26 protein-coding genes are annotated in these 25,090 nt (G+C 71.9%); 13 read left to right on the top strand and 13 right to left on the bottom strand.

Annotated elements, in window-relative coordinates; translation table 11 throughout:
* Position 1: 1 nt before the first annotated feature.
* Complete coding sequence (locus ITJ59_RS01880; protein ID WP_194649442.1) at positions 2-1,081, top strand: alpha/beta fold hydrolase; 1,080 nt, start codon at positions 2-4, stop codon at positions 1,079-1,081.
* A 99-nt stretch (positions 1,082-1,180) separates the two neighbouring features.
* On the opposite strand, the gene ITJ59_RS01875 is transcribed toward ITJ59_RS01880, so the two are convergent.
* From ITJ59_RS01875 to ITJ59_RS01855, 5 genes are all read right to left on the bottom strand, one after another.
* The gene (locus ITJ59_RS01875) at positions 1,181-2,374 is read right to left on the bottom strand and encodes an NAD(P)/FAD-dependent oxidoreductase (RefSeq protein WP_194649441.1); all 1,194 of its coding nucleotides are present in this window, start codon (positions 2,372-2,374) and stop codon (positions 1,181-1,183) included.
* A 13-nt stretch (positions 2,375-2,387) separates the two neighbouring features.
* Positions 2,388-3,188 carry an SDR family NAD(P)-dependent oxidoreductase gene (locus tag ITJ59_RS01870; protein ID WP_194649440.1) on the bottom strand — a complete coding sequence of 267 codons (801 nt, stop codon included), beginning with the start codon at positions 3,186-3,188 and terminating at the stop codon, positions 2,388-2,390.
* An 8-nt stretch (positions 3,189-3,196) separates the two neighbouring features.
* Positions 3,197-3,703: a Dps family protein gene (locus ITJ59_RS01865; protein WP_194649439.1), complete on the bottom strand. Its 507-nt coding sequence runs from the start codon at positions 3,701-3,703 to the stop codon at positions 3,197-3,199.
* 120 nt (positions 3,704-3,823) lie between these two features.
* Positions 3,824-4,336 (bottom strand): MarR family winged helix-turn-helix transcriptional regulator, encoded by a 513-nt coding sequence (locus tag ITJ59_RS01860; RefSeq protein WP_194649438.1) that lies wholly within the window; start codon positions 4,334-4,336, stop codon positions 3,824-3,826.
* A 162-nt stretch (positions 4,337-4,498) separates the two neighbouring features.
* Entirely contained in the window at positions 4,499-5,056 is a 558-nt protein-coding gene (locus tag ITJ59_RS01855; RefSeq protein ID WP_194649437.1) for an NADPH-dependent FMN reductase, read from the bottom strand.
* A 157-nt stretch (positions 5,057-5,213) separates the two neighbouring features.
* Here ITJ59_RS01855 and ITJ59_RS01850 point away from each other — a divergent pair, with 157 nt between their 5' ends.
* The 6 genes from ITJ59_RS01850 (at position 5,214) to ITJ59_RS01825 (ending at position 11,457) form a co-directional block, all read left to right on the top strand.
* On the top strand, positions 5,214-6,881 hold the full coding sequence (locus tag ITJ59_RS01850; RefSeq protein ID WP_323749367.1) for a glycoside hydrolase family 13 protein: 1,668 nt from the start codon (positions 5,214-5,216) through the stop codon (positions 6,879-6,881).
* A 110-nt stretch (positions 6,882-6,991) separates the two neighbouring features.
* The gene (locus tag ITJ59_RS01845; RefSeq protein ID WP_194649435.1) at positions 6,992-8,971 is read left to right on the top strand and encodes a lectin-like domain-containing protein; all 1,980 of its coding nucleotides are present in this window, start codon (positions 6,992-6,994) and stop codon (positions 8,969-8,971) included.
* A gap of 146 nt (positions 8,972-9,117) precedes the next feature.
* Positions 9,118-9,777, top strand: a complete 660-nt coding sequence (locus ITJ59_RS01840) for a hypothetical protein (protein WP_194649434.1) — start codon at positions 9,118-9,120, stop codon at positions 9,775-9,777.
* A complete protein-coding gene (locus tag ITJ59_RS01835) occupies positions 9,774-10,037 on the top strand; it encodes a hypothetical protein (protein ID WP_194649433.1) in 264 nt (87 codons plus the stop codon). The genes ITJ59_RS01840 and ITJ59_RS01835 overlap by 4 nt, the downstream gene beginning before the upstream one ends.
* 123 nt (positions 10,038-10,160) lie before the next feature.
* A complete protein-coding gene (locus ITJ59_RS01830; RefSeq protein WP_194649432.1) occupies positions 10,161-10,700 on the top strand; it encodes an RNA polymerase sigma factor in 540 nt (179 codons plus the stop codon).
* Positions 10,690-11,457 carry a hypothetical protein gene (locus tag ITJ59_RS01825; protein ID WP_194649431.1) on the top strand — a complete coding sequence of 256 codons (768 nt, stop codon included), beginning with the start codon at positions 10,690-10,692 and terminating at the stop codon, positions 11,455-11,457. The genes ITJ59_RS01830 and ITJ59_RS01825 overlap by 11 nt, the downstream gene beginning before the upstream one ends.
* Before the next feature lie 73 nt (positions 11,458-11,530).
* Here the strand turns inward: ITJ59_RS01825 and ITJ59_RS01820 are convergent, their stop codons facing one another.
* Positions 11,531-12,442: a LysR family transcriptional regulator gene (locus ITJ59_RS01820; protein WP_194649430.1), complete on the bottom strand. Its 912-nt coding sequence runs from the start codon at positions 12,440-12,442 to the stop codon at positions 11,531-11,533.
* Positions 12,443-12,490: 48 nt separating this feature from the next.
* Here ITJ59_RS01820 and ITJ59_RS01815 point away from each other — a divergent pair, with 48 nt between their 5' ends.
* Both ITJ59_RS01815 and ITJ59_RS01810 read left to right on the top strand, forming a co-directional pair.
* Positions 12,491-13,738 carry an MFS transporter gene (locus ITJ59_RS01815; RefSeq protein ID WP_194649429.1) on the top strand — a complete coding sequence of 416 codons (1,248 nt, stop codon included), beginning with the start codon at positions 12,491-12,493 and terminating at the stop codon, positions 13,736-13,738.
* A gap of 160 nt (positions 13,739-13,898) precedes the next feature.
* On the top strand, positions 13,899-14,504 hold the full coding sequence (locus ITJ59_RS01810) for a hypothetical protein (protein ID WP_194649428.1): 606 nt from the start codon (positions 13,899-13,901) through the stop codon (positions 14,502-14,504).
* A 177-nt stretch (positions 14,505-14,681) separates the two neighbouring features.
* Here the strand turns inward: ITJ59_RS01810 and ITJ59_RS01805 are convergent, their stop codons facing one another.
* On the bottom strand, positions 14,682-15,602 hold the full coding sequence (locus ITJ59_RS01805) for a cation diffusion facilitator family transporter (RefSeq protein WP_194649427.1): 921 nt from the start codon (positions 15,600-15,602) through the stop codon (positions 14,682-14,684).
* A gap of 47 nt (positions 15,603-15,649) precedes the next feature.
* On the opposite strand from ITJ59_RS01805, the gene ITJ59_RS01800 reads away from it, so the two are divergent.
* A complete protein-coding gene (locus ITJ59_RS01800) occupies positions 15,650-16,315 on the top strand; it encodes a DUF4166 domain-containing protein (RefSeq protein ID WP_194649426.1) in 666 nt (221 codons plus the stop codon).
* Position 16,316: 1 nt separating this feature from the next.
* A complete protein-coding gene (locus ITJ59_RS01795) occupies positions 16,317-17,294 on the top strand; it encodes an epimerase (protein ID WP_194649425.1) in 978 nt (325 codons plus the stop codon).
* Here ITJ59_RS01795 and ITJ59_RS01790 read toward each other — a convergent pair.
* The gene (locus ITJ59_RS01790) at positions 17,263-18,285 is read right to left on the bottom strand and encodes an EamA family transporter (protein WP_194649424.1); all 1,023 of its coding nucleotides are present in this window, start codon (positions 18,283-18,285) and stop codon (positions 17,263-17,265) included. The genes ITJ59_RS01795 and ITJ59_RS01790 overlap by 32 nt on opposite strands.
* A 71-nt stretch (positions 18,286-18,356) precedes the next feature.
* Between ITJ59_RS01790 and ITJ59_RS01785 the strand changes: the two genes are divergently transcribed.
* Positions 18,357-19,271: a LysR family transcriptional regulator gene (locus tag ITJ59_RS01785; protein WP_194649423.1), complete on the top strand. Its 915-nt coding sequence runs from the start codon at positions 18,357-18,359 to the stop codon at positions 19,269-19,271.
* Positions 19,272-19,412: 141 nt separating this feature from the next.
* On the opposite strand, the gene ITJ59_RS01780 is transcribed toward ITJ59_RS01785, so the two are convergent.
* The 5 genes from ITJ59_RS01780 to ITJ59_RS01760 form a co-directional block, all read right to left on the bottom strand.
* The gene (locus tag ITJ59_RS01780) at positions 19,413-20,216 is read right to left on the bottom strand and encodes a L,D-transpeptidase family protein (RefSeq protein ID WP_228510750.1); all 804 of its coding nucleotides are present in this window, start codon (positions 20,214-20,216) and stop codon (positions 19,413-19,415) included.
* Between the two features lie 2 nt (positions 20,217-20,218).
* A complete protein-coding gene (locus ITJ59_RS01775) occupies positions 20,219-21,418 on the bottom strand; it encodes a hypothetical protein (protein ID WP_194649422.1) in 1,200 nt (399 codons plus the stop codon).
* A 202-nt stretch (positions 21,419-21,620) separates the two neighbouring features.
* Positions 21,621-23,006, bottom strand: coding sequence for an adenylosuccinate lyase (gene purB, locus ITJ59_RS01770; RefSeq protein WP_194649421.1), 1,386 nt, complete (start codon positions 23,004-23,006; stop codon positions 21,621-21,623).
* Positions 23,003-23,515: a low molecular weight protein-tyrosine-phosphatase gene (locus ITJ59_RS01765; protein ID WP_111087056.1), complete on the bottom strand. Its 513-nt coding sequence runs from the start codon at positions 23,513-23,515 to the stop codon at positions 23,003-23,005. The genes purB and ITJ59_RS01765 overlap by 4 nt, the downstream gene beginning before the upstream one ends.
* Before the next feature lie 48 nt (positions 23,516-23,563).
* The gene (locus tag ITJ59_RS01760) at positions 23,564-23,962 is read right to left on the bottom strand and encodes a phage holin family protein (RefSeq protein ID WP_194649420.1); all 399 of its coding nucleotides are present in this window, start codon (positions 23,960-23,962) and stop codon (positions 23,564-23,566) included.
* Positions 23,963-24,001: 39 nt separating this feature from the next.
* Between ITJ59_RS01760 and ITJ59_RS01755 the strand changes: the two genes are divergently transcribed.
* Positions 24,002-25,081, top strand: a complete 1,080-nt coding sequence (locus ITJ59_RS01755) for a histidinol-phosphate transaminase (protein WP_194649419.1) — start codon at positions 24,002-24,004, stop codon at positions 25,079-25,081.
* Positions 25,082-25,090: the final 9 nt, after the last annotated feature.

Here is a 25,090-nt window from a genome sequence, read left to right as displayed (position 1 = left end):
CGTGAACGACGAGCACACGGCAGCCACCCCGGACCCGGGCGGCGAGCTGGCGAAGGCCGAGGACGCCGACGTCACCGTCGAGGTCGACCGGGTCGCCGTGGACGGCACGTACGTCCGCGTCAGTTCGATCGGCGAGCCCGGGGAGCGCGCCTTCCTGCTCGTCGCCGGCCTCGGCATCGCGGCCACCTACTACGAGCGGCTCGCCCCGCACCTGAACGAGAACGGCCCGGTCCACGCCCTCGACCTGCCGGGCTTCGCCGGGGTCCCGCGGTTCCGGGGGAAGGTCTCGATCGAGCGGTACGCCGACGCGGTCGAGAAGGTCATCGACGACCTCGGGCTGGTCGACCCGGTGTTGGTCGGGCACTCGATGGGGACCCAGGTCGTGACCGAGGTGGCCGCCCGACGCCCGGACATCTCCGACCTCGTGCTCATCAGCCCGGTCGTGGACTCGCACGCGCGCACGGCCCGGCAGTCCGCCTGGCGGTTCCTCCGCTCGACCCTGCACGAGCCGTCGGCGGTCCGGTGGCACGGCATCACCGCCTACGCGCTGTGCGGCTGGCACTGGTTCTCGAAGGTGCTGCCGCGGATGATCGCGTTCCCGATCGAGGAGCGCGCGGCCCACGTGCAGGCGCGCACCCTCATCGTGCGCGGTGAGCACGATGCGATGGTCCCGCGGGACTGGATCCGCCGGCTCGCGCGGGTGTTCCCGTACGCCGTCCTGCGCGAGGTCGTCGACGGCGCCCACTCCGTCATGCACGCCCAGGCCGACGCGGTCGCGCGGCTCGCGGTGGCGCACGTCGACCACCGGCTGCCGGACCGCGGGGTCGGGTCCCTGCAGCGGGTGCGGGACGACTCGACGGCGTCCGACCTGTCGCGCCTGAGCCCGGGCGAGGCGTGGATGCTCGTGAAGTCGCGGTTCGTCGAACTGCTGGGCATGGCGAAGAACGACGACGAGACCCTCGAGGCCGCCAAGTCCGCGCACGCGGTCGCCATGGCCGACGGCGACGACCTGCCGGTCGATCCGGCCGACCGCCAGGCGGTCGTCGACGCGGTCGCACCAGAGACCCGCAAGACGGACTGACACCGCGCACTGGACGCACGTACGGGAGGCCCGGTGCCGGTTCCGAGAACCGGCACCGGGCCTCCCGGTCGGTCGCGTCCAGGGCGCCCCGCGGCCCGGTCAGGCCGTGATGCGGCCCGGCAGCATGTCCGACGTCAGGGAGTTCGCCTCGGCGAGGACCTTGCGGGCCTCGTCGGTCTTGTCCCACACGTTCCAGAGCAGCACGCCGCGTACCGTGTCGTCGTCGTCCAGGTAGTAGACGACGCCCGTGACGGTGGGGTCCTGCCAGTCCTCGACGGTGCGGAGCTTCGTGGAGACCTGCCCCACCGCTTCGTACCCCATGTCGAAGACGTCGGAGTAGAACATCGGTGTGTGGTCGTAGGTCTCGTCGGCATCGGCCAGGTTGCGGCCGGCCTGCCGTCCCTGCTGCTGTGCGTTGTCGACGTGCTCGACCCGCCGGGTCCCGAGGATCCGGTCCGGGTACTCGGCGACGTCGCCGGCAGCGAAGACCGAGTCGTCGTCCGTGAGCAGGGTCGACGAGACGACGATGCCGTCGCGCACGGTGAGTCCGGCGTCGGCGGCCAGCTGGGTGGAGGGCTCGATGCCGAGTCCGGCGACCACGGCGTCGGCCTCGAGGACCGTGCCGTCGTCGAGGGTGAGCGTGACCCCGTCGGTCGTCTGCGTGCCGGACTCGACCCGGCGGCCGAGCCGCAGGTCCACGCCGGCGTCGACGAAGCGCTGCTGGAAGGCGCGAGCGAGGTCGTCCGGGAACATCCGACCGCCCACGACCTCGTCCGGGTCGACGAAGGTGACGCGGGCGCCGCTCTGCACCACCCCGGCGGTGATCTCCTGGCCGATGTACCCGCCGCCGACGACGACCACGTGGGCCCCGGCGTCGGCGAGCTCGCGGAGCTTCCGGTAGTCGTCGGCGCTGCGGTAGTCGAGCACGCGGTCCGAGGGGTCGAGCCCGGGCAGCCCGCGGGGCTTCCCACCGGTGGCGATGAGCAGCCGCTCGTAGCCGTGGGTCTGGCCGTCGGCGGTGGTCACCGTCTTGGCGGTACGGTCGATGGCCGTCACCGCGGTGCCGAGCACGAATGTCGCGCCGGTCTCCTCGGTGTGCAGGTCGACCTTCTCGTCCCAGCTGAAGTCCGGGTCGGTCCACAGTTTCTTCGACAGGGCCGGACGGGCGTAGGGCCGGTCGACGTCCTCGCTGAGGATGCCGATCGTGCCGTCGGCGTCGAGCTCGCGGATGCCGCGTGCTGCGGCGTCGGCGACCATCCCGCCGCCGATGATGAGGTAGCGGTAGTCGGTCACGGGGCCTCCCGGGTCAGATCGTGGCGACCGAGCCGGAGTCGACCCGGTAGTTGGAGCCGTTGACGAAGCTCGCGAGGTCGGAGCAGAGGAAGGCGATGACGTTCGCGACCTCCTCCGGCTCCCCGCGGCGCCCCAGCTCCATGTACGGACGTTCCTCGTCGAGGAAGCTCGTGACGGCGTCGTCGAAGCTCTGGTTCGTCTCCTTCGCCCGCTTGTTCATCATGGCGTCGGTCATCGGCGTGTGGATGAACGCGGGACTGACGGTGTTGACGAGCAGGCCCTCTGCCGCGTAGCTCCGGGACAGGCCCTTCGCGAAGGACAGCACGCCCGCCTTCGAGGCGCAGTACGGCAGTTCGTCGTCGTACGGCTGCGAGGCGTCCTCGGACACGAGGTACACGATGCGTCCCCAACCGCCCTGCCGCAGGTCGCCGATGAACTCGCGCGTGATGCGGACCGGGCCCATCAAGTCGACGTCGATGGTGTCGAGCCAGCCCTGCTCGTCGATCTCGTGGAACAGTCCCTGCGCGCCGGTGACGCCCGAGGACTGCACGAGGATGTCGATCTCGCCGACGGCGTCGCGCACCTTGTCGTGCAGGACTGCGAGGCTGGACGCGCTCGTGACATCTGCCGCGAACGCGTGCAGCTTGCCCAGCGGTGCCTCGAGCTGGTCGGCACTGTTGTCGAGCTGCGCCTGGTCGAGGTCGCTCACGACCACGGTCGCACCCTCTGCCAAGAGGATGCGACCCGTGTTCCAGCCGATGCCGGAGTCGGCACCGAAGACGAGAGCGGTCTTGCCCTGGATGCCGAGGTCCACCTGACCTCCTACGCGTGTGCGGAGGCGTCGGCGACCGCGGGCGTCGTGGCCGAGGCGAGCGGCGTGCGCGGTGCGCGGTTCTCGGCGGAGACCATCCACGCGAGCTGCTCGAGCCGTTCGATGAAGCCGTGGAGCAGGTCCGCGGTCGTCGGGTCTTCGTCGTCGACCTCGTCGTGGACGTCGCGCATCGTGCCGGTCGCCTGGTACAGGCGGAGCGTCACCTGGTCGATCGCGTCGTGCGTGGTGATCTCGCCCTCGGGGAACTGGTCGAGGTGGCTCGAGGCAGCGACGGTCGCCGAGCGGCCGTCCGGCACGAGGTAGAGCGCACGCATGCGCTCCGCGGTGTCGTCGGCGAACTCGCGCGCGGCGTCGACGATCTCGTCGAGCTGCAGGTGGAGGTCGCGGAAGTTGGTGCCGAGGATGTTCCAGTGGGCCTGCTTGCCCTGGAGGTGCAGGTCGATGAGGTCCACGAGGACCGCCTGGAGGTTCTTGGCCATCTTGTCCGATGCGTGCATGGTTGTGGCTCCTTTCGCGTCGGTGACCGTTCCGGTCTACGCGGTGCACCCGAGTCCGTTCTCAGTGCACACGGAACCGCACTGTCCCCCGAGCGTTCGACCGGGGCGTGCTCGCGGCGATCAGTGGGCCGGTGCGGGGTCCACCTGGTCGACGGCACCGCGCATCTGCTCGAGGAACGACGCGACGATGCGGGCTTCCGAGGCGGGGAGCCCCTCGGCGATGGTCATCATCCGACGGTGCATGATGCCGAGCGTGGCGCGGACCTCGTCGTCGGTCTCGGTGGTCGGCGTGATCACGAGGGCGCGGCGGTCGGTGGGGTGTGGGTCGCGGCGCACGTGGTTCGACTTGACCAGCCGGTCGACGAGGATCGTGGTCGAGGCCGACGAGATCTTGAGGTGTGCCGCGAGGTCCTTCGGGCTGATGCTGCGTCCCGAACGCTGCGACTGCAGCAGGAAGCGCACGGCGAGCAGGTCCGTCTCGCCCATGCCCATGGAGTCGCGGGTCCGGCGGCGCATCGCGGTCTCGGCGGCCCGGTAGCGGCGCAGGGCGTTCAGCACGGCGACCCCGCGCTGCGTCGCGTCGTCGTCGGGGAACCAGTACCCGGACGCCTCGGTGATCTCCTCCGTTGCCATTCGAACAGGCTAGTCCGTCTCGTATGGAGGCCGTCTAGCGACTTCCTGTGGGTGTGCCTGCACCCGGCGTTCGAGGCGCTCACGCGCAGGACGGGAGGCCCGTGGCGGGGTCGCCACGCGCCTCCCGTCCGTCGTGTGGTGCGGACGACCGCACCCGGCCGACTACGCGGCGGCCTGCTCCGTCGACGCGTCGGCGAGCGCGCGCAGCGCGCCCTGGACGAGCTCCGTGACCTCGGCGTCCTCGCGCGGGTGGGTCTCCGCGAAGCGGACCACCGACTGCGGGATGGCGACCTTGACGTCCTCCAGGACCTTCGCGCCGGCGATGCCGGCGACCTTGCGCGCGTCGTCGTGGGCCCAGACGCCGCCGTACTGACCGAACGCCGAACCGATGGCGGCGAGCGGCTTGCCGGACAGCGGCGACGCGCCGAACGGACGCGATGCCCAGTCGAGTGCGTTCTTCAGGACGGCCGGGATCGTGCCGTTGTACTCGGGGGTGACGAGCAGGACAGCGTCCGCGGCGGCGATGGCGTCGCGGAAGGCGACGGCCGCGGCGGGCGGGGTGTCCCCGTCGATGTCCTCGTTGTAGAACGGCAGGTCGACGATGCCGTCGAACGTGGAGACCTCGATGCCCTCCGGCGCGTGGTGCGCCGCGGCCTCGGCGAGCTTGCGGTTGATGGAGTCGGCGCGCAGGCTGCCGACGAGTGTGAGGACGTTCGTCATGGTGATCCTTCTGGTTCTTCGACGGGTGTGAGCCCGTTCTGTGACGGAAAGGTGTCAGCGACAACCAATGCTGTCACGTCGGCAGCCATTCCCGATCCGTGCCCGGTGTCCGCTCCGCTGGGTACCCGGTGTCCGCTCCGCTGGGTACGGTGGCGACGTGAGCACGCTTCGGACGCCGGCCAGCACGCCCCGCACGACGAACCCGGACTGGTGGCGCGACGCCGTCGTCTACCAGGTCTACCCGCGCAGCTTCGCGGACTCGGACGCCGACGGCCTGGGCGACGTCGCCGGGATCACCAGCCGCGTGCCGTACCTGGCGGAGCTCGGCGTCGATGCGATCTGGCTCTCGCCGTTCTTCCCGTCGCCACTCGCCGACGGCGGCTACGACGTGGCCGACTACCGGGCTGTCGACCCGCGGCTCGGGTCGCTCGAGGACCTCGACGCCCTGGTGCGGGCCGCGCACGAGCACGACCTGCGGGTGATCGTCGACATCGTGCCGAACCACACCTCGGACGAGCACGAGTGGTTCCGGGCCGCGCTGGCGGCCGCCCCCGGCTCTCCGGAACGAGCGTGGTACGTGTTCCGCGACGGCGCGGGCCCCTCCGGAGCGCTGCCGCCGAGCGACTGGGTCTCGAACTTCGGCGGGAGCGCGTGGACGCGGGTGTCGGACGGTCAGTGGTACCTGCACCTGTTCGCTCCAGAGCAACCGGACCTGGACTGGTCGAACCCCGAGGTCCGCGCCGACTTCGAGGACACGCTGCGCTTCTGGTCCGACCGCGGGGTCGACGGCTTCCGGGTCGACGTCGCACACGGCCTGGCGAAGGACCTGTCGACGCCGTACCGCCCGTCGAACGAGCACGCGCTGCCGCTCGACGGTTCCGACCCGCTGTACGACCGCGACGAGGTGCACGAGGTCTTCGCGTCGTGGCGGACCGTGCTCGACGAGTACGCACCGCCCCGCGCCGCCGTGGCCGAGGCCTGGGCGCCCGGACCACGACGCGTCCTGTACGCCCGGCCCACCGAACTCGGACAGGCGTTCAACTTCGACCTGCTGGAGGCACCGTTCGAAGCCGCCGACTTCCGGAGCATCGTCGAACGGAACCTGGCGGCGTCGGAGCAGTCCGGGGCGTCGAGTACCTGGGTGCTGTCGAACCACGACGTCGTGCGGCACGCCAGCCGCTACGGCCTGCCGGACGGTACGGACACCGACGCCTGGCTGCTGACCGACGGCACCGCGCCCGAGCTCGACCGTGAGCGGGGACTGCGCCGTGCCCGCGCCGCGACCCTGCTCATGCTCGCGCTGCCCGGTTCGTCGTACGTCTACCAGGGCGAGGAGCTCGGGCTGCACGAGGCCACGGCCATCCCGCACGACGAGCTGCAGGACCCGAAGTGGCTGCGCTCGGGGCACACCGTGAAGGGCCGCGACGGCTGCCGTGTGCCGATCCCGTGGACGACCTCCGGGCCGTCGTTCGGCTTCGGCGACGTCGCACCGCTGCTGCCGCAGCCGGCCGACTTCGGGGCGTCGTCGGTGCAGGCGGAGGACGGCGATCCGACGTCGACGCTGTCCCTGTACCGGGCAGCGCTGGACGCCCGTCGCCGGCTGCAGCAGGGGGAGGAGCTCACCTGGCTGGACGCGCCCGACGGTGTGGTCGCCTTCGCCCGGCACGACGGGTGGCGGTCGGTCACGAACTTCGGCACGACGCCGGTGCCGATGCCGGCGGGAGACGTCGTGGTCGCGTCGGGGCCGCTCGGCGCGGTGCCCGGTGCTTCGCCGGGCGTCTCGCCGCGCGTCTTGCCGGGTGAGACAACGGTGTGGTTGGCCTGAGCGGACCGGGTCAGTCCGTTCTTCCTCCACAGCCAGGAGGCCCGTGGCCCCGTTCCACAGATCGGGTCGGGGCCGCCCTCCGGTGACGTCCGGATCGCGACGATCGGGGCATGAGAGAACCCACTGCTCCAGCATCCGTCCCACGTCCGGTCCGGTCGCGGCTCGTCCGCCGCCTCGCCGCGACGTGCACCGCACTGACCGCGCTCGCCGTGCTCGCGGCACCGACGATCCTGCCCGCGGGCTCGAGCGCAGCGACGCTCGACTTCCCGTACGTCAACCAGTTCTCCAGCGCGTCCGGCGGCGCGCTGCACGGTGACGCCACGGTCACCGGCGGACGGCTGCGTCTGACCGAGGACGTCCGCAACCAGGCGGGAGCGTGGTCGACCAACGACACGTTCCCGTCCGACACCGGGCTCGAGATCGAGTTCACCTACGCGATGCACACCGCGAAGGACGACCCCGGGGCCGACGGGCTGCTCCTGTACCTCGCCGACGGTGCGGCGGCGCAGGGTGTGGGGTCCTTCGGTGCCGGGCTCGGGTACGCCTGCCGCAAGGAGGCCACCGAGGGTGGCGGGCGACTGTGCGACCTGCCCGGTGTCCCCGGAGGCTTCGCGGGGATCGCGATCGACCACTACGGCAACTTCTCGTCGCGCATCAACGCCTCCGGCCCCGGAGCACAGCCGGACCACGTCGTCGTCCGCGGGTCCGGCAACGGGCTCGAGGGCTACCGGTACGTCGCCGGGGCACCCGCCCCCGGCGGCACGGTGACGAACGGATCGACGCCGCGGAAGGTCCGCATCACCCTGCTGCCCGGCGACGCTGGCGAGCTGTCGATGACCGTCCGCCTGCAGGTCGGCTCGGCCATGCGCACCGTGCTCGACTCGGTTCCCCTGCACGGAGACGAGCAGACCCCGCTGCCGAGCACCCTCCGGCTCGGGTTCGCCGGTGCGACCGGCAGCCACGTGGACAACCACGAGGTCGACGCCCTCCGGGTCTGGAAGCCCGCCGACCTGTCCGTCGAGCACGACCTGCCCGCCACCGCAGTCGCCGGGGCGCCCGTCCGGTACACCGTCACGGCGCGGAACCCCGGGCCGAACGCGGCCGACCCCAGCCCGCTGCGGGTGGACGTCCCCGACGCGATCGAGGGTGCTTCCTGGACGTGCGCGGCGGCGGAGGGCTCCGGCTGTGTGACCGGATCCGGCCAGGGTGACGTGGCGACCGACCTCGACCTGCCCCGGGGCGGATCGGCCGTGGTGACGATCGAGGGGCGGATCGCCGAGGGGGCCGAGGGGGAACTCGAGAGCGTCGCGACCATCGCACCTCCGGCGTCGATGTCCGACACGAACGAGGCCGACAACAGCTCGCGGGCGAGCACGACCGTCGCCGCGCCGGCGGTCGTCGCCCACGTCGAGACGGACAAGACGGTGTCACCGTCCACCGTCGTGCCCGGTGACGAGGTCGAGTACACCGTGACCGCGCGGAACCGCGGACCGTCGGTCGCGCAGCAGGTCGGCGCGGTGGACGACCTGCCCGAGGCGATGCGCTTCGTCGGGTCCGACGACGGCTGCACGGCCGAGGGGCAGCGCGTGACCTGCCGGTCCGAGGTCGCGCTCGCCGTGGGGGAGACCCTCGACTTCCGCATCCGTGCCGTGCTCGACCCGGAGTACCAGGGGGACGGGTCGGACGTGGTGAACGTGGCCACGGCGACGTCCCCCACGGACCCGGACGGCGGCGACCCGTCCACCGAGGTGCCGATCGTCGTGGACCCCGTCGACGAGGGGCCCGGCGACGAGGGCCCAGCACCGAGCCCGTCCCCGACCACCACGAGGGCTCCGGAGCCCGATGCTGACGAGGCCGCTTCCACGATCGCTCCTCGGGGCGACGAAGGCGACGACGGTGACCGGGGCAGCGGCGGCACGGTCGACGGCGGGACGCCCACCGTGGGCGCCCTCGCCTACACGGGAGCCGACGACCTCGGGGTGCTCGCGGCACTCGCCGGGGTGGTGGTCGCGCCCGGCTCGACGTGCTGGTGGCTCGCGCGTCGGCGTGCACGGCGATCGGGGACGACCGACGACCAGCAACGACCCTGATCGGGTGCGGGGCGGCGTCGCTCGGTCGGCGCCGCCCCGTCCACGGATTCGAGCATCCTCAGTGCTGCGGGTCCCCACGGCGGTCGGGCGGCCGCCACTCCGGCGGTAGGATCGAACCCACGATCCGCATGCCTGAAAGAGGTCCCGTGTCCGACACCGTGGACGACGCCACCACCGTGAACGAGGCGACCCAACGCGCGCGGTACTGGCCGATCCCGATCCTCCGGGCCGTGCCCGCCGCGGTCGTCGCACTCGTCATCACCTTCTCGACGAACCACGCCGCCGGTTACGGCCTGCTGTTGTTCGCCGGGTTCGCGCTGGTCGAGGGCCTCGTGCTCCTCTGGGCCGGCATCGCGCGTCTCCCGCTCGACGGCCGGTCCCGCCGCACCACGCTGCTGCAGGCGGTCATCACCCTGCTGGCCGCGGTCGCCGGGTTCGCCGGCAACGGCCTCGGCCTGCCCGCGTTCATCTCGATCGTCGTCGCCTTCGCGGTGCTGACCGGGGCCCTCGAGCTGGCGCAGGGGCTCCGCGCCCGACGCCGTTCGCCCTTCGCGCGGGACTGGACCACGATCGGCGGGCTCACCCTGCTGCTCGCCGTCGCCTTCCTCGTGACCCCGCCGGACTACTCGCAGCAACTCGGTGGCGTGGAACAGGTCACCGGCACCCTCGACGCCTCGATCGTCCTGGTCGGCCTGCTCGGCGCCTACCTCGCCGTCACGGCGGTCTTCCACGTGATCGCCGGCCTCTCGCACAAGTGGGGTACGGCCTCGCCGGCCGTCACCCCGAACGGAGCACCACACGCATGACCACCCCCAGCCGTCGTGACCGTCTGCGCCCGGTCGAGCTCCTCGGGATCTCCGCGATCATCGCGGTGTTCACCGGGCTCGTCGTGCTGTTCTCGACGCGGGAACTCCAGCTGGCCGTGATCTTCCTCGGCGTCGCGTTCATCGTGGTGGTCGTCGTCCTCGCGATGCTGCAGCTCGCCTCGACGAGTGAGCAGGACGACAACGACATGCTCGGCGGGCACAAGGCGCCCGGCGAGGGCGAGGGCGACGACTTCCACTGATCGGCACCGGTCCGGCCGGATCGCGTCTCGGGTCGGACACGCCCGGGATCACGTTTCCGCCACGGTCCTGTCAGGATCGCGCGTCCTGCCGACACCTCTGAGTGAAGGAGGTGGGATGTGGACGTGACGACCGGCACCGACACGGACGAAGGACTCGTCCGTGCGATCGCGCAGGGGGACACCGGTGCGCTCGCACGGGTGTTCGACCGCTACGCCGCCACACTCACCCGGTACGCCTGGGCACTCGTCGACGACCGTTCCGACGTCGAGGAGATCGTGCAGGACTCGTTCCTGACCCTCTGGCAGCGGGCGGTGGCACTGGAGCTCCCGGCCGACACCGTGCTGCCGTGGCTGCTCGTCGTCTGCCGGAACCACGCGTTCAACACCGGCCGGAAGCAGGCCCGTCGACGCGCCGACGAACTGCCGGAGCACCTCGTCGCGCCGACCGACCAGGACGAGGCGCGGGAACTCCTGCGCTGGGTCCGCGACGAGATCGCCGCACTGCCGGAGACCGACCGACGGATCTGCGAACTCTGCCTGCTCGAGGGGTACTCCTACGCCGAGGCCGCCGAGATGCTCGGTCTCAGTGTCGGGGCGGTCACCCAGCGGGTCTCCCGCAGCCGGCGCCGACTCAAGAAGGTGGTGACGCACGATGAACACTGAACCTCCCGAGGGAGACGACCTGCAGCGCATGCTCGTCTCGATGAAGCAGAACGTCCTCGAGCGCGCCACCCCGCGGGCCAGGCGGGGTCGTGGCCGATCCGGCATCGTCATCGGTGTCGTCGCGCTGCTCGCCGTCGGGACCGCCACCGGCGCCGTCGCCCTGACGCTCTCGCAGCAGGACACCCCGGTCGCCGCACCGTCGCAGACGCAGGCACCCGAGCCGTCGCCGTCGGCCACGACCCCGAGCTCCGCGCCGATCACCGGCGCCCCGACCCCGACGTCCACGCCGACCGCTCCGAGTGCCGTGGCGGCGATCCCGACGGACTGTCGTGCGCTCGTCTCGGCAGCGGACTACAGCCGTTTCTTCGGCGACACTCCGTTGACGCAGGCCGATCCGCCGTCGGGGACCGATCGGGTGCCCGACGGTCAGGATCCGGCAGGCGTGGAGTCGAAAGTCTCCTGCACATGGCGTGACCCGCGCGCGGACGTCTCGGGGATCGAGGTCCGGGTCGGGACCGCCACCGAGGCCGCCATCCAGCAGGAGATCGACGAGTTCCCGGCGCGGGACGGCGGGGGGACGTGCACCGAGCGCGACGGCGGCACGTTCTGCCAGTCCCGAGGGATCGTGGAGCCCTACGGCGTGGAGAAGGCGTACACGTACTTCACCCGAGGTGACACCTGGATCACCATCGAGCAGACCAACGTCCCGACCGACGGGCTCTTGCCCGCTCTCGTCGAGACGATCTGGGGGGACTGACGGCCTGGAGGCTCGTGGCGGACCCAGCCCCGTGCCTCCAGTCCGCCGGTGGGACCCACCGACCGGCGCCGCGTCACACGACGCGCGCAGCGACGATGTCGCGCGCCAACGTCTGCACGGCGCGGTTCGGCTCCGGACTCGTGCGGATCGCCAGGCCGATGCGCAGGGGTTCGACCGCGTCCTCGAGGTCGAGCACCGCGCCGTCGTGCCGCACCCCCGAGTCCGGCACGACCCCGACGCCCAGCCCGGCCGAGGCGAACCGGATCACCGCGGGCATGTCGTTCATCTCGGCGACGATCCGCCGCCGGATCCCGAGGCGTTCGAGCGCGCCGTCGAGGATGATCCGGTTGCCGAACCCGTGCGCCGTGTCGACGAAGGGCTCGTCAGCCAGCTCGGCGAGCGACACCGAGGCGCGCCCCGCCAGCGGGTGGTCCGACGCCGTGAACACCCGGAACGGCATCTCCCGCAACGGCTCGACGACCACCCCGGCCGGCACCGTCGGCAAGCCCGTGTACGCGATGTCGAGCCGCCCGGCGACCAGGTCCTGCACGAGCCCGGTGGTGCCAGACGGCGAGGTCATCAGCTCCACGGCGACGAGCGGGTGCCGCCGCCGGAACCGTCGCAGCACCCCGGTCAGGTCGACGATGTCCATGCTCGTGAAGATGCCGAGCCGCACTCGCCCACGCAGGTCGGCGTCGTCCACGGTCGCCAGGTCACGCATCCGGTCGAGCGATTCGAGCACCGTGCGGGCGTGGGGGAGCAGGTCCTCACCGGCGGTGGTGAGCACGAGGTGTCGTCCGGTGCGGTCGAACAGGCGGACGCCGAAGGTCCGTTCGAGCGAGGCGATCCCGGCCGACACCGTGGACTGCGCGGCCCACAGTCGTTCGGCCGCGCGGGTGATGCTGCCCTCGGCGGCGACGGTCACGAACTGTTCCAGCAGGCGGGTCTCCATCCGACGATCATCGATCTGATCGATGGGTGACATCAAGAGTATCCGTTGGACTCGATGACCGATCGGCGCGACCATCGGAGCATGGCAACCGTCCTCGACACCCCGACCGACACCGTCCCCGCTCCGCGCGGACGTCGCGCGCACACCCGCCGGCGGCACGGGTTCGGCTTCTGGGCCGTCGCCTTCGCGTTCCTGTCGGTGATGGCCTTCGCGACCGTTCCCGCACCGTTGTACGTGATCTACCAGGCGCGCGACGGCTTCCCGACCTTCACCACCACGATCATCTTCGCCGCGTACGGCGTGGGGGTCGTCGGGTCGCTGTACCTGGCCGGACACCTCAGCGACGTGCACGGGCGGAAGCCGTTGATCCTGGTGTCGATCGCCCTCGAGCTCGTCGCCGCCGTGCTGTTCCTGGTCTGGAACGACGTCACCGGCCTGATCGTCGCGCGCCTCGTGACCGGGCTCGGCGTCGGCACGCTCACCGCCACGGCGACCGCGCACCTCGGCGAGCTCCGGGTCCGTGCGACCGGTTCGTCGGACTCGGCGAAGGGTGCGAGCGTGGCCGCCGGTGCCGTGAACCTCGGCGGGCTGTCGCTCGGCGCCCTCGTCGGCGGCGCGCTGGCCGAGTTCGTCGGTGCCCCGCTCACGGTGCCGTACGTCGTGTTCGTCGTCACCCTCGCCGTGGCCTTCGTCCTGGTCCTCGCGGTGCCGGAGACCGTCGCCCGGCCGGAGACCCGCGTGGCCTACCACCCCCAGCGCATGCAGGCGCCGGAGGGCAAGGCCGCCGCGTTCTGGGCAGCGGGTGCCGCGGCGTTCGCCGCGCTCGCCGTCCAGGGGCTCTTCACGTCGGTCGCCCCGACGTTCCTCGGCACCACGTTCCACGTCACCGACCGGTTGGCGGCCGGTGCGACGACCTTCGGGGTCTTCGCCGCGAGTGCCGTCTCGCAGATCGTGTTCGCTCGCCTGTCGCAGCGCGCACAGATCCGGCTCGGCATGGTGCTCCTCGTCGCAGGGCTGGCAGTCCTGGCGATCGCCGCAGTGCTGCTGCAGGTCGCCGGGTTCATCGGCGGCGGTGTCGTCGCGGGCGCCGGTGTCGGGCTGCTGTTCCGGGCCGCCATCGCGAGCGCCGGGGCCCTGGTCGGTCCAGAGCGTCGAGGCGGGGTGCTCGCGGCGACCTTCCTCATCGCCTACGCCGGGTTGACGGTGCCGGTCGTGGCCGTCGGGGCGGCGCTGCTGGTGGTCCCGACGCTGCCCGTCCTGATCGGGTACGTGGCGGTCGTCGCCGTCCTGGCCGTCATCGCCGGCACCCGACTGGCCACGCGCGCCTGACGCGGGGCGGGCCTCCCGTCCGCCCGTCGCGCTCCTTTCACCCCCCCGGAACCAGGTTCCGGACACCGCACCACGTGATCGCGTGGTGTCGTGTCCGGAACCTGGTTCCGTCGGCCGGCGGAGGACGGGAGGCGCGACCCACCTCCGGCATACTGGGCGCGTGCCCCAGAACCGCAACCGTCCCGTGGTCACGGGGATCGCGGCGGTGTTGGCTGCCGGACTCCTCGCCGGCGGGCTGTACCTGACGGCCCGACAAGGTGCCGACGACCCGACCATCGGTGCCGGTTCGACCACCCGGGAACCGAGCGGCGCCGCGACCGCCTCCGGCGACGGCTCCGTCACCATCACGCGCACCGGGCCGGACCTGCCCGGCGACGCCGCCCTCGCACGGTGCGACTCCGACAGCCGCTCGTCCGTCGCGCAGTACGACACCGCGGCACTCGGCCGGGTCACGCTGCAGTGCGGCACGTCGGCGCAGGGGTACGAGCACATCCGGCAGCGGCACACCGCCGACTGGCAGGAAGTCGTGGCCGGCCACGGCTCCCGCGACTGGGACGACGCGATGCTCACGGCGGTGCAGACGGCGCTGGTTTCCCCGCGCGCGGGCTTCCCGGTCGATGCCGGCGACGGGAAGGTCTGCTACGCGGCTCCCGTGCGGTTCGACGACGGTTCGCGACCCGCTGCGGATCCGTTCGTGAAGGTCATCGTCTCCGCCACCACCGACCGGGTCATCACGGCGTACCCCACGCGCACCGACGACTGCTGACGCGGGCGGGGGCGAGCGCCGACCCCGAACGACATGCGCGATGTCGTACGACGTCGAGCATGTCGCAATCGTGCGTCAGCAACTGCCCGCGCGTGCAACGTCCGACGAAGCCGATGTCGTACGACGTCGACGATGTCGTTCCACGTCGACAGGCACAACGCCCGCCCGCCCCGCTCGCTACGCGTGCACCTCGTGCTCGTGCCGCCGGTGCGACGCGGGCTCCAGCTGGAAGGTCGAGTGCTCCACGGGGACGTCGAAGTGCTCCGCCACGCACTGCTGCAGCTCGTCGAGGATCCGCGGAGCGTGCGCCGTCGAGAAGCACTCGTCGTCCACCACCACGTGCGCCGTCAGGTTCGGCACCCCCGTCGCCACCAGGGTTGCGTGCAGGTCGTGCACCGCGATGACGTGGTCGAGCTCGAGGATGTGGCCCCGGACGTCGTCGAGGTCGAGCCCCGGCGGCGTCGACTCGAGCAACACGTTCGCGGTCTCGCGCAGCAGCCGGATCGCCCTCGGCAGGATGAGCAACCCGATCAGGATCGCGGCCACCGAGTCCGCACGCTCCCACCCGGTCAGCATCAGCACGATCGCGGCGGCGATGACGGCGACCGAGCCGAGGGTGTCGTTGAGGACCTCGAGCCGGGCGGCGCGCGAGGTGAACCCCTCGCCCGAGGCCCGCAGCAGCACGCCGTAGGCCACCAGGTTGCCGACGAGTCCGATGATCCCGAACACGAGCAGCGGCCCGGAGTGGATCTCGGCGGGGACGAACAACCGCTGGATCGCGGAGATGATCACGAAGACGCCGACCGCGAGCAGGATCGCCGCCTGGGCCGTGGCGCCGAGCACCTCGGCGCGCTGGAAGCCCCACGTGCGCTGCGTCGTCGGGCTGCGGCGGGCGAGCCTGGTGGCGACGAGTCCGATCCCGAGACCACCGGTGTCGACGACCATGTGCCCGGCGTCGACGAGCAGCGCGAGGGAACCCGTGACGACGGCACCGACGACCTCGGCCAGCAGGATCGTCGCCGAGATGCAGAACGCGATCAGCAGCGCGCGCTCGGACGCGTGCCCGTGCGAGTGCCCTGCTCCGTGGTCGTGACCCATGTGCCACATCGTAGGGATCCCCACCGACGACGTGCCAGGATCGGGACGTGACCCGGTCGCCGTACGAGCTGTCCACACCATCCGACGTGCTGGCCCGGTTGCACCCGCGACTGACCGCGTACTTCGGCGCGATCCCGCCCGGACACGTCGGCCGTGGCGAGGGCGTCTTCGACGTCGTCGGCACACCGCGCCGCTGGCTCTGGCCGGTGCTCGCCTGGTTCGCCCGCGATTCCGTCATGTTCCCGGTCTGGGAACGGGACGTCCCCTTCACGGTCGAGAACCGGCCGGCTCGCGTCCGTCGTGGACGAGGAGGCCGGGAGGCCCGCCCCGCCGTCCGCGCGCACCGCACCTTCCGGTTCCGCTCCGGCAGCCGGACGATGGTGGACGCCATCACCGCCGAACCGGACGGCCTGGTCGACCACCTCGGTCGCCACGGGCGCGTCAGCGCCCGGCTCCGGGCGGAGGTCGACGCGCACGGGCCGGACGCGGGCGCCCTGCGCCTGGTCTCCACGCGTGTGTCGTTCCGTGCGTTGGGACGCGAGGTGCGCCTCCCGGCCCGGATCGCACCGCGGGTGCTGCTCACAGAACGATTCGATGACGAAGCCGACCTGCAGCGCGTGTCCCTGGTGCTCTCGGCGCCGGTGGTCGGCACGCTGTACCGGTACGAGGGGGCGTTCCGGTACGAGATCGCGCCGGACACAGGACGGGGATGAGATGAGCGACCAGAAGCGCCGCGTCGTGATCGCGGGAGCGAGCGGGTTCGTGGGGCAGTACCTGCGTGATGCCTTCGCCGAAGAGGGCTACCAGGTCGTCACGGTCGGCCGGACCGGCGACGCCGTGTGGGGCAACACCCTGCGCATCCGCGAGCTCGTCGACGGCGCCGCCCTGGTCGTCAACATGGCGGGCAAGAGCGTGAACTGCCGGTACGGCCGCCGCAACCGCGCCGAGATCATGCGCTCCCGGGTGGACACCACGCTCGAGCTCGCCGAGGCCATCCGGACCGCCGAGCACCCGCCGCCGCTGTGGCTGAACGCCTCGACCGCGACGATCTACCGGCACGCCGACGACCGCCCACAGGACGAACTGACCGGTGAGCTCGGCGAGGGCTTCTCGGTCTCCGTGGCGCGCGCGTGGGAGGACGCCTTCTTCGGCGCGGACCTGCCGTCGACCCGCCGTGTGGCACTCCGGATGGCGATCGTGTTCGGCGACGGCAGTGCGCTCGTGCCGCTCCTCCGACTCGCGCAGGCGGGGCTCGGCGGGCCGCAGCACGACGGCGCCTGGGTGCCGACGCGTTCCCGGCTCCGAGCGGGCACGTACCACCACCACCGGCCGACCAACGGTCGCCAGCGGTTCAGCTGGGTGCACATCGCCGACGTCCTCGGGTCGATCCGGTTCGTCCGCGACCACCCCGAGATCGACGGCCCGGTGAACGTGTCGAGCCCGAACCCATCCGACAACCGGACCGTGATGGCGACGATCCGCGACGCCGTGGGCCGCCGGTTCGGCCTGCCGACGCCGCGGTGGATGCTCGAGGTCGGGTCCTTCGCGATCCGCACCGAGACCGAACTCGTGCTGAAGAGCCGGTGGGTGGTGCCGACCCGGCTGACACAGGCGGGCTACGAGTTCCGGTACCCGCACCTGCGCGGGGCGCTCGCCGAGATCATCGCGGAGCGTCGCCAGCACCGGGGCTGAGCACCGCCACCGGGACCCCGTCGACCGGCGTGGGGACCGGGACGTCGCCCGGACGCCGGCGCGCCGCACGTCGCGGCGCCGGTCGTGCCGCACGTGACAGCTGCGCCGGGCGTGCCGGTCGTGCGGGTCGTGCGGGTCGGGACGACCACAGCACCGCCCCGACGACGACGGCGCCCGCGAGTACCTCGACCAGGTCGGGTACCTCGCCGAAGGCCGCCCACGACGCGAGCACGCCGACGACCGGCACGAGCATCGAGAAGGGGGCGACGGTGCTCGACGGGTAGGTCGCCAGCAGCCGCGACCAGATGCCGTAGCCGACCAGGGTCGCGACGAGCACGATGTAGAGCAGGCCCAGGTCGGCCGGCAGGGCCTCGGCGGTGACGGCCGTGCCGAGTGCGGCGCCGATGCGGTCCGGCCCCTCGACCACGAACGACAGCACGGCCATCGGGATCGGCGGCACGACCGACCACCAGAGCGTCAGGTGCAGCGGGTTCGTGGCTCCGGCTCGGCGGGTCGCGACGTTGCCGATCGCCCAGCCGAGTGCGCCGCACAGCGCCAGCACCACGGGCAGCAGTGCCGCCGTCTGCGACCGGTGCAGGGCGATCAGGCCGAGGGCGGCGACCGCGATCGTGACGCCGACGACCTGACGACCGGTGAGCCGTTCGCGCAGGAACACACCGGCGAGCACGACCGTGAACGGCGCCGAGGCCTGCAGCACGAGTGACGCCAACCCGGACGGCATCCCCGACGCCATGCTCAGGTACAGGAACGAGAACTGCAGCACGCCGAGCCCGAGCCCGACGAGCAGCAGCCGCCCGAACGGGATCTTCGGCCGCGGCACGAACAGCAGCGTCGGGACCGCCAGGATCGTGAACCGCAGGGCCGCGAGCAGGAACGGCGGGAAGTGCTCGAGTGCGAGCGCCGTGGCGGGGAAGTTCAGGCCCCAGACGACGGCGACGACCAGGGCGAGGAGACGGTCACGAGCGGTCATGGTCCGATCGTGACGGCTGCGAACGTGTAGGACCAGCGAATTGTTCGCAACTGACGTTGTAGCCTCCCTGCATGGTCGACTTCGACGTGCACCTGCTCGCCGTCCTCCGCGAGCTCGCCGAGCGCGGCAGCGTCACCGCCGTCGCCGAGGCCACCCACCGCACGCCCAGCGCGGTGTCGCAACAGCTGCAGACGCTGCAGCGCCAGGTCGGCGTCCCCCTGGTCGAGCGCGTCGGCCGTGGCGTCCGACTCACCGCCCACGGCGAGGTCCTGGCCGGACTGTCGACCGGGGTCGCGACGGCGATCGCCCGGGTCGACGCCGCCTGGCAGGAGCACCTCGGCGGTGCGACGGGGCAGGTCGACCTCGCGATCTTCCCGTCGGCCGCCGAACTGCTGCTGCCCGGGGTCCTCACCCGGATGCGCGCTCACCCCGGCATCGCGCTGACCCTGGTCGATGTGGACGTCAGCGAGGGGGAGTTCGCGCCGCTCGCCGCCGACCACGACATCACCGTGGGTCACCGGTCCGACGGGGTGCGACCGGCAGACCAGGGTTCGGTGGAGACCGTGCCGCTCCTGCGCGAACCGCTCGACGTCGCCCTGCCACCGGGGCACCGGCTCGCCGGACGCGCGCGTGTCGGGATCGACGAGGTGGTCGGCGAGACGTGGATCGGCGTGCCCGAGGGCTACCCGATCGACCGGGTCCTGCAGGCGATGGCTGCGGCGTCGGACGCGCCGCCGAGCGTCGCCTTCCGGACCATCCACCTGCCGGTCATCGAGAACCTGGTCGCCGCGGGCCACGGCGTCGCACTCGTACCGCGGTACACCTCGGGCACCCGGGCGTCCGGCCGGTTCCACCTGGCCGAACTGGCGGACGTGCGCGCAGGGCGCCGGATCGAGGCGCTCGTCCGCCCCGACCGTGCGGTCCGTCCCGTGGTGCGCACCGTCCTGGAGGCGCTGGTCGCCGAGGCCCTGGACGTCACCACCTGAGACGGTCGCGCCCACTGCCGGGCGCACGCCGCGCCTCCAGTCCGGGTGCGTGCTGCGGCAGACCCGCTCGAGTGAGCAGAAGACGTCGGGTCCCGCGACGCGACTCGTCGTCTTCTGCTCACTCGGTGAGCGGCAGGGCCGTCAGCGCACCTGGAACGGGGTGCCGAGCGGCAGGCGCTCGGCCAACGCGGTGATGTCGGCGTTGTGCATGCGGATGCAGCCGTGCGAAGCCGCGGTCCCGATGCTCGAGCTGTCGTCGGTGCCGTGCAGGCCGATCTGGCCCGGGCCGCCGCCGAACGAGTTGAGGACGTCCGAGAACGCCGTCGTGCCGTAGGCGTACGGGCCGTAGCCACTGTTCGTCGGGGCGAGCAACTCGGTCAGGGCGAACCGACCCGTCGGCGACGGGGTGCCGCCGGTGCCGGTCGCGACGGGGTAGCTGTCGACGACCTTGCCGTCCTTGTACAGGTCGAGGGTGTTCTCCGAGCGCGTGACCACGATCGCGTACGGGTCCTCGGACAGGGTGACCGCGCTCGTCGGCACCCAGCCGGTGCTGCCGTTCGGGCGCTGCGCGAGCTGCACCTCCACCCAGCCGTCCTGCTGGTCGACGACCCGGAAGACGAGTGGTGCGCCGGACGGCTGCGGGTTCTCGAGGGTCTTCGTGGCGTCACCGCCCGGGGCCGCGCTGACCGGCACGGACGCGCCGCTGACGGCGGCGACCGTGGTGCTGGCCGGGGCGTCGACCGCGTCGACCGGCGCTGCCGAACGGGTCGGTTCCGGGGCCGTCGGGGTCGGCGTCGGCGCGGCGACGGACCGCGTCGGGGTCGGGGCGGGCGCGGCTGACAGGGGGCCGAGCGCGACGAACGCGACGGCCCCCGCACAGACGACGGCCACGGCGGCGGCGATCAGGGTCGCGCGCCGCCGTGGCTCGGTCGGCAGGACGGGCAAGATCAGCCCGTGAAGGTCGCCGTTCCGGGCACCGGGACGGCAACCGGTGCGGTGCCGGTGGCCGGGTCGGCCGTCACGGTGAGCGGCGTCGCAGCGGTCTGTGCCGACGAGAGGCCGACCAGGCCCAGCACGTAGGTGCCGGCGCCGTCCACGAGGTCCGCAGGGAGCACGATGGTGCCGGAGACGTTGCCATCAGCATCGGCGCGGAACTGCACGCCGGGGATCGCGACGGCGTCGGCAGCGTCGCCGACCGCGGCGGTGACGAGCTCGTTCGGGGCGAAGCCCGAGCCCTGGACGCGGACACCGGTGGTGGTGGCCTCGGTCAGGGTCGCGGAGGTGGTGACCAGGCGCACCGCGGCGGTGGGCTGCGGGGTGAAGTACGTCGTGGTGTCGTCGATGCGCAGGGCCGAGATCGAACCGCTGGCGTCGGCGGCCAGGGGCTCGGCGCTGGACTCGAGCGGCGAGGCGAGGCTCTTCAGCTCGGTTCCGGGAGCGGGGGTCGTGTCCGGAGCCTCGGTGGTCGGCGGCGTCGGGGCGGTCGTCGGCGTCTCGGCCGGCGCGGGGGTCTCGGTCGGCTCGTCCGTCGCGGGCGGTGCGGTGATCTCGCCGGCGATGTCGATGCCGACGTAGACGATGTACCCCACGACCTCGGCGTCGGCCGCCTTCAGGGCGGCAGCGAGCTCCGAGGTCGACTCGGTCGTGCCGGTGGAGGGGTCGATCCACTCGGTCGAGGAGCCACTGAGACCGGCGTCACCGTCCCCCGCCGCGAAGACCACGGTCTGGGCGCTCGAGTCGCCACCCTCTTGGATGGCGAGGCCGAAGCTCGTCACACCGGTGGTCTCGGCGCCGGCGCCGGCGACCAGTGCGCCGAGCTCGCTCGGTGCCACCGGGTTGTTCAGACCGCGGATCACGCCGATGGCCTCACCGGTGGAGACGGACAGGCCGTCCTCGTCGATCGTGGCGTGGTCGGTGATCTTCCCGCCGCCGGTGGGGTCGGACAGCGCCGCCCAGTACCACTGGTCGGTCAGCGGGACCGTACCCTCGGGCGCGGCCGTGAAGTCGGCGGCCGAGTCGGTCCACGTGACGACGGCCGAAGCCGCGCCGGAGGACACGTTCGCGGTGGAGACGGTGGGGACGAGCGCGGCGGTGACGCCGAGCACGGTGGCGCCGACGGCGGCCGCGGTGATGCGGGAACGAAGCACGGTGTGGAGATCCATCCGGTCAGAGGGCAGGGATCGTCCTCTGTGACGCCCCCGTGCTGAGACGACGCTCAGCAGGACGAACCTATCGGCTTCGTGAGGATTCCGCACGCCTTTGTGAGAATCCATCGCGACTCACGGATCAGTGCTCGGCGCTCGGTACACGGCGCGCACTGCTCGGCGCTCACCGTCCGGCGCTCGGCGCTCAGACGTCGAGGTGGTCGACCAGCTCGTCCGCCAGACCCGTGTACGTCGCCGGGGTCAGGTTCGTCAGGCGGGCCTTCGCACCGTCGGAGATGTCCAGACCGTTCACGAACACGACGAGGTCCTGCTGGGTCACCCGCTTGCCGCGGGTGAGGTCCTTGAGCATCGCGTAGGGGTCCTCGATGTTCGACTGCCCGGCGGTGACCTCGGCCCGGATGACCGTCTGGATGGCCTCGGCGAGCACCTCCCAGTTGTGGTCGAGGTCGTCGGCGAGCTTGGCCTCGTTGACCGAGATCTCCCCGAGGCCCCGTCGCAGGTTGTCGAGCGCGAGCAGCGAGTGCCCGAACGCGACGCCGATGTTCCGCTGCGTGGTCGAGTCGGTCAGGTCGCGCTGCAGCCGGCTGGTCACGAGGGTCTCGGACAGCGTCGAGAACAGCGCCGACGAGATCTCGAGGTTCGCCTCGGCGTTCTCGAACTTGATCGGGTTGATCTTGTGCGGCATCGTCGACGACCCGGTGGCGCCGGCGACCGGGATCTGCGTGAAGTACCCCATCGAGATGTAGGTCCACACGTCGGTCGCCAGGTTGTGCAGGATGCGGTTGGCGTGCCGGATCCGGTCGTACAGCTCAGCCTGCCAGTCGTGCGACTCGATCTGCGTGGTGAGCGGGTTCCAGGTCAGCCCGAGGCCCTCGACGAACTCGCGCGACAGCGTCGGCCAGTCGGCCTCGGGGTCGGCGGCGAGGTGCGCCGAGAAGGTGCCGGTGGCGCCGGAGAACTTGCCGAGGTACTCGCCGCCCTCGATCTGGGACAGGACGCGCTCGAGCCGGTAGACGACGACGGCGAGTTCCTTGCCGAGCGTCGACGGGGTCGCCGGCTGCCCGTGCGTGTGCGACAGCATCGGGACGGCGCGCAGCTCGACCGCGAGGGTCCGCAGCTTCTCGAGCACGGCGCGGTAGGCCGGCAGCCAGACCTGGTCGACGGTGTCCCGCACGGTCAGGGCGTAGGACAGGTTGTTGACGTCCTCGCTCGTGGCGGCGAAGTGGGTGAGCTCGGCGATCGCGTCGAGCCCGAGCTCCGACAGCCGGCGGCGCACGAAGTACTCGACGGCCTTGACGTCGTGGCGGGTCGTCGCCTCGATCTCGGCGAGTTCGGCGATCTGGTCGTGCCCGAAGGTCTCCACGATCCGCCGGAGTGCGGCCTTGTCGTCGACGCTGAGCGGCGACGTGGTGAACATCGCGTGGTCGGTCAGGAAGACGAGCCACTCGACCTCGACCACGATGCGTGCGCGGTTGAGTCCGGCCTCGGAGAGGTGCTCGCCCACCGTGTGCACGATCGGGTAGTAACGCCCGTCGAGCGGGCTGATCGGCTGCGGGGGAAGGGCGGTCATGGGGCTCCCTGACGGACTGCCGGCTCGAGCTGGTGGAAGAGCGCCCGGCAGGCCCGTTCGACGGTCGAGAGCACTCGGTCGAACTCGTGCCGGTCCGCGTAGTACGGGTCCGGCACGTCGGTCTGCTGGGGCCAGGCATCGTCGTACCGCAGCAGGAGCGTCACCTTGGCGGAGTCGTCCATGGTCGGTGCCCACGATCGCAGGACGCGTTCGTGGGAGCGGTCGAGTGCGACCACCAGGTCGAGGTCCGGGAACCGGTCCGGGTCGAACTGACGGGCGCGATGCCTGCTGCCATCGTATCCGCGCGCCGCGAGGGCCGCGATCGTCCGCTCGTCCGCCGGTTCGCCGACGTGCCAGTCGCCGGTGCCGGCCGACTCGACGTGGAAGCGGTCGGCGAGACCGGCGTCCGCGGCGATCTGCGCGAAGACGACGCCGGCCATGGGGGACCGGCAGATGTTGCCACTGCAGACGAACGAGACGCGGAACGGGGCGTCGACGTCCGGGGCCATGGTCACATCATGACGCAGGGAGGTGTCCTACCGCGAGGTCCGTCCGCGTCACGCACGCGGGCGGTTCAGCACCGGACGGACGAACAGCCCGATCAGCCAGGCGAAGACGGCGAGCACGAAGGCGCCGACGATGCCCCAGCCGAAGGACTCGACCTCGAGTCCGAAGCCGAACGCGTCCGAGATCCCCGCGACGATGAGCAGCAGGACCGCGTTCACGATGAACGAGATGAGCCCGAGGGTCAGGATGTAGATCGGGAACGCCACGATCCGGATCAGGGTGCCGATCACGGCGTTCACGAGCCCGAACACGAAGGCCACGAGCAGGTAGGTGAGCACGGTCGCCGTGGTCCCGCCGTCGCCGAACGCGGTGACGGAGACGCCGCTGACGATGAGCGTGGTGAGCCAGAGGGCCACGGCGTTGACGACGAGGCGGACGAGGAATCGCATGCACCCATGATGCCCGTGGTCGCTGGGTAGGGTTGGCCCGTGAGCGAGCAGCGTGTGCACATCCGGCCCGAGATCGCGGTCCTCCCCGCCTACAAGCAGGGACGCCAGGCAGCCGACGACGCCTTCAAGCTGTCGAGCAACGAGAACCCGTTCCCGCCGCTCCCCGGTGTCGTGCAGGCCGTGCAGGCGCAGACCGCCTTCAACCGCTACCCCGACGCCACCGCCCTCGCCGTCCGCGCCGCGCTCGCGAACCGCTTCGGCCTGACCGCCGACGAGGTCCACGTCGCGCCGGGCAGCGTCGCCATCCTGCACGAGCTCGCCCGCGCCACCTCCGGCCCCGGCGACGAGATCGTCTACGCCTGGCGGTCGTTCGAGGCCTACCCGGGTGTCGTCACCGTCGCGGGCGCCACGAGCGTGCAGGTGCCGAACCGGCCTGACGGCGGCCACGACCTCGACGCGATGGCCGCCGCCGTCACCGACCGCACCCGCATGGTGATCGTGTGCACACCGAACAACCCGACCGGCCCGATCGTGACCGAGTCCGAGTTCGCGACCTTCATGGCCGCGGTGCCGCAGTCCGTCCTGGTCGTGCTCGACGAGGCATACGCCGAGTTCGCCACCGACGAGGCCGCCGTGCACGGGCACCCCTTGCTCGCCCGCTACCCGAACCTGGTCGTCCTCCGGACCTTCTCGAAGGCGTACGGTCTGGCCGGCCTCCGGATCGGCTACGCGTTCGGCCCGGCGTACGTGCTCGAGGCGCTCCGCGCGTGCGCGATCCCCCTCTCCGTCACGGCGCAGGGGCAGGCCGCAGCGCTGGCGAGCCTGGAACGCGCGGAGGAACTGCTCGAGCGGGTGTCCGAGATCGCCGCACTCCGCGACCACATCGTCACCGAGCTCCGCGGGCAGGGCTGGGCCGTTCCGGACGCGCAGGGCAACTTCGTCTGGCTGCCCACGGGTGCTCGGACCGTCGCCGCTGCCGCTGCGTTCGAGGACGCCGGCATCATCGTGCGGGCCTTCCCGCCGGAGGGCATCCGCATCTCGATCGGCGAGCACGAGGCTGTGGAAACGCTCCTCGAAACGGCTCGCTCGCTTGTGGGGGACCTCCAGGTGGCCGACTGATGCCTGCCG

The sequence above is a fragment of the Curtobacterium sp. VKM Ac-1393 genome, assembly GCF_015350995.1.
Lineage (GTDB): Bacteria > Actinomycetota > Actinomycetes > Actinomycetales > Microbacteriaceae > Curtobacterium.
The sequence above is the reverse complement of the archived record's forward strand: the minus strand, read 5'-3'. Positions and strand labels throughout refer to the sequence as shown.

Bases quoted from the DNA above. Each gene is read 5' to 3' on its own strand.
- ITJ59_RS01860 (WP_194649438.1), bottom strand. From the start codon at position 4,336: ATGGCAACGGAGGAGATCACCGAGGCGTCCGGGTACTGGTTCCCCGAC.
- ITJ59_RS01835 (WP_194649433.1), top strand. From the start codon at position 9,774: ATGACCACCCCCAGCCGTCGTGACCGTCTGCGCCCGGTCGAGCTCCTC.
- ITJ59_RS01805 (WP_194649427.1), bottom strand. From the start codon at position 15,602: ATGGGTCACGACCACGGAGCAGGGCACTCGCACGGGCACGCGTCCGAG.
- ITJ59_RS01760 (WP_194649420.1), bottom strand. From the start codon at position 23,962: ATGCGATTCCTCGTCCGCCTCGTCGTCAACGCCGTGGCCCTCTGGCTC.
- ITJ59_RS01795 (WP_194649425.1), top strand. From the start codon at position 16,317: ATGAGCGACCAGAAGCGCCGCGTCGTGATCGCGGGAGCGAGCGGGTTC.
- ITJ59_RS01855 (WP_194649437.1), bottom strand. From the start codon at position 5,056: ATGACGAACGTCCTCACACTCGTCGGCAGCCTGCGCGCCGACTCCATC.
- ITJ59_RS01845 (WP_194649435.1), top strand. From the start codon at position 6,992: ATGAGAGAACCCACTGCTCCAGCATCCGTCCCACGTCCGGTCCGGTCG.
- ITJ59_RS01820 (WP_194649430.1), bottom strand. From the start codon at position 12,442: ATGTCACCCATCGATCAGATCGATGATCGTCGGATGGAGACCCGCCTG.
- ITJ59_RS01765 (WP_111087056.1), bottom strand. From the start codon at position 23,515: ATGGCCCCGGACGTCGACGCCCCGTTCCGCGTCTCGTTCGTCTGCAGT.
- ITJ59_RS01815 (WP_194649429.1), top strand. From the start codon at position 12,491: ATGGCAACCGTCCTCGACACCCCGACCGACACCGTCCCCGCTCCGCGC.
- ITJ59_RS01825 (WP_194649431.1), top strand. From the start codon at position 10,690: ATGAACACTGAACCTCCCGAGGGAGACGACCTGCAGCGCATGCTCGTC.
- purB (WP_194649421.1), bottom strand. From the start codon at position 23,006: ATGACCGCCCTTCCCCCGCAGCCGATCAGCCCGCTCGACGGGCGTTAC.
- ITJ59_RS01790 (WP_194649424.1), bottom strand. From the start codon at position 18,285: ATGACCGCTCGTGACCGTCTCCTCGCCCTGGTCGTCGCCGTCGTCTGG.
- ITJ59_RS01785 (WP_194649423.1), top strand. From the start codon at position 18,357: ATGGTCGACTTCGACGTGCACCTGCTCGCCGTCCTCCGCGAGCTCGCC.
- ITJ59_RS01865 (WP_194649439.1), bottom strand. From the start codon at position 3,703: ATGCACGCATCGGACAAGATGGCCAAGAACCTCCAGGCGGTCCTCGTG.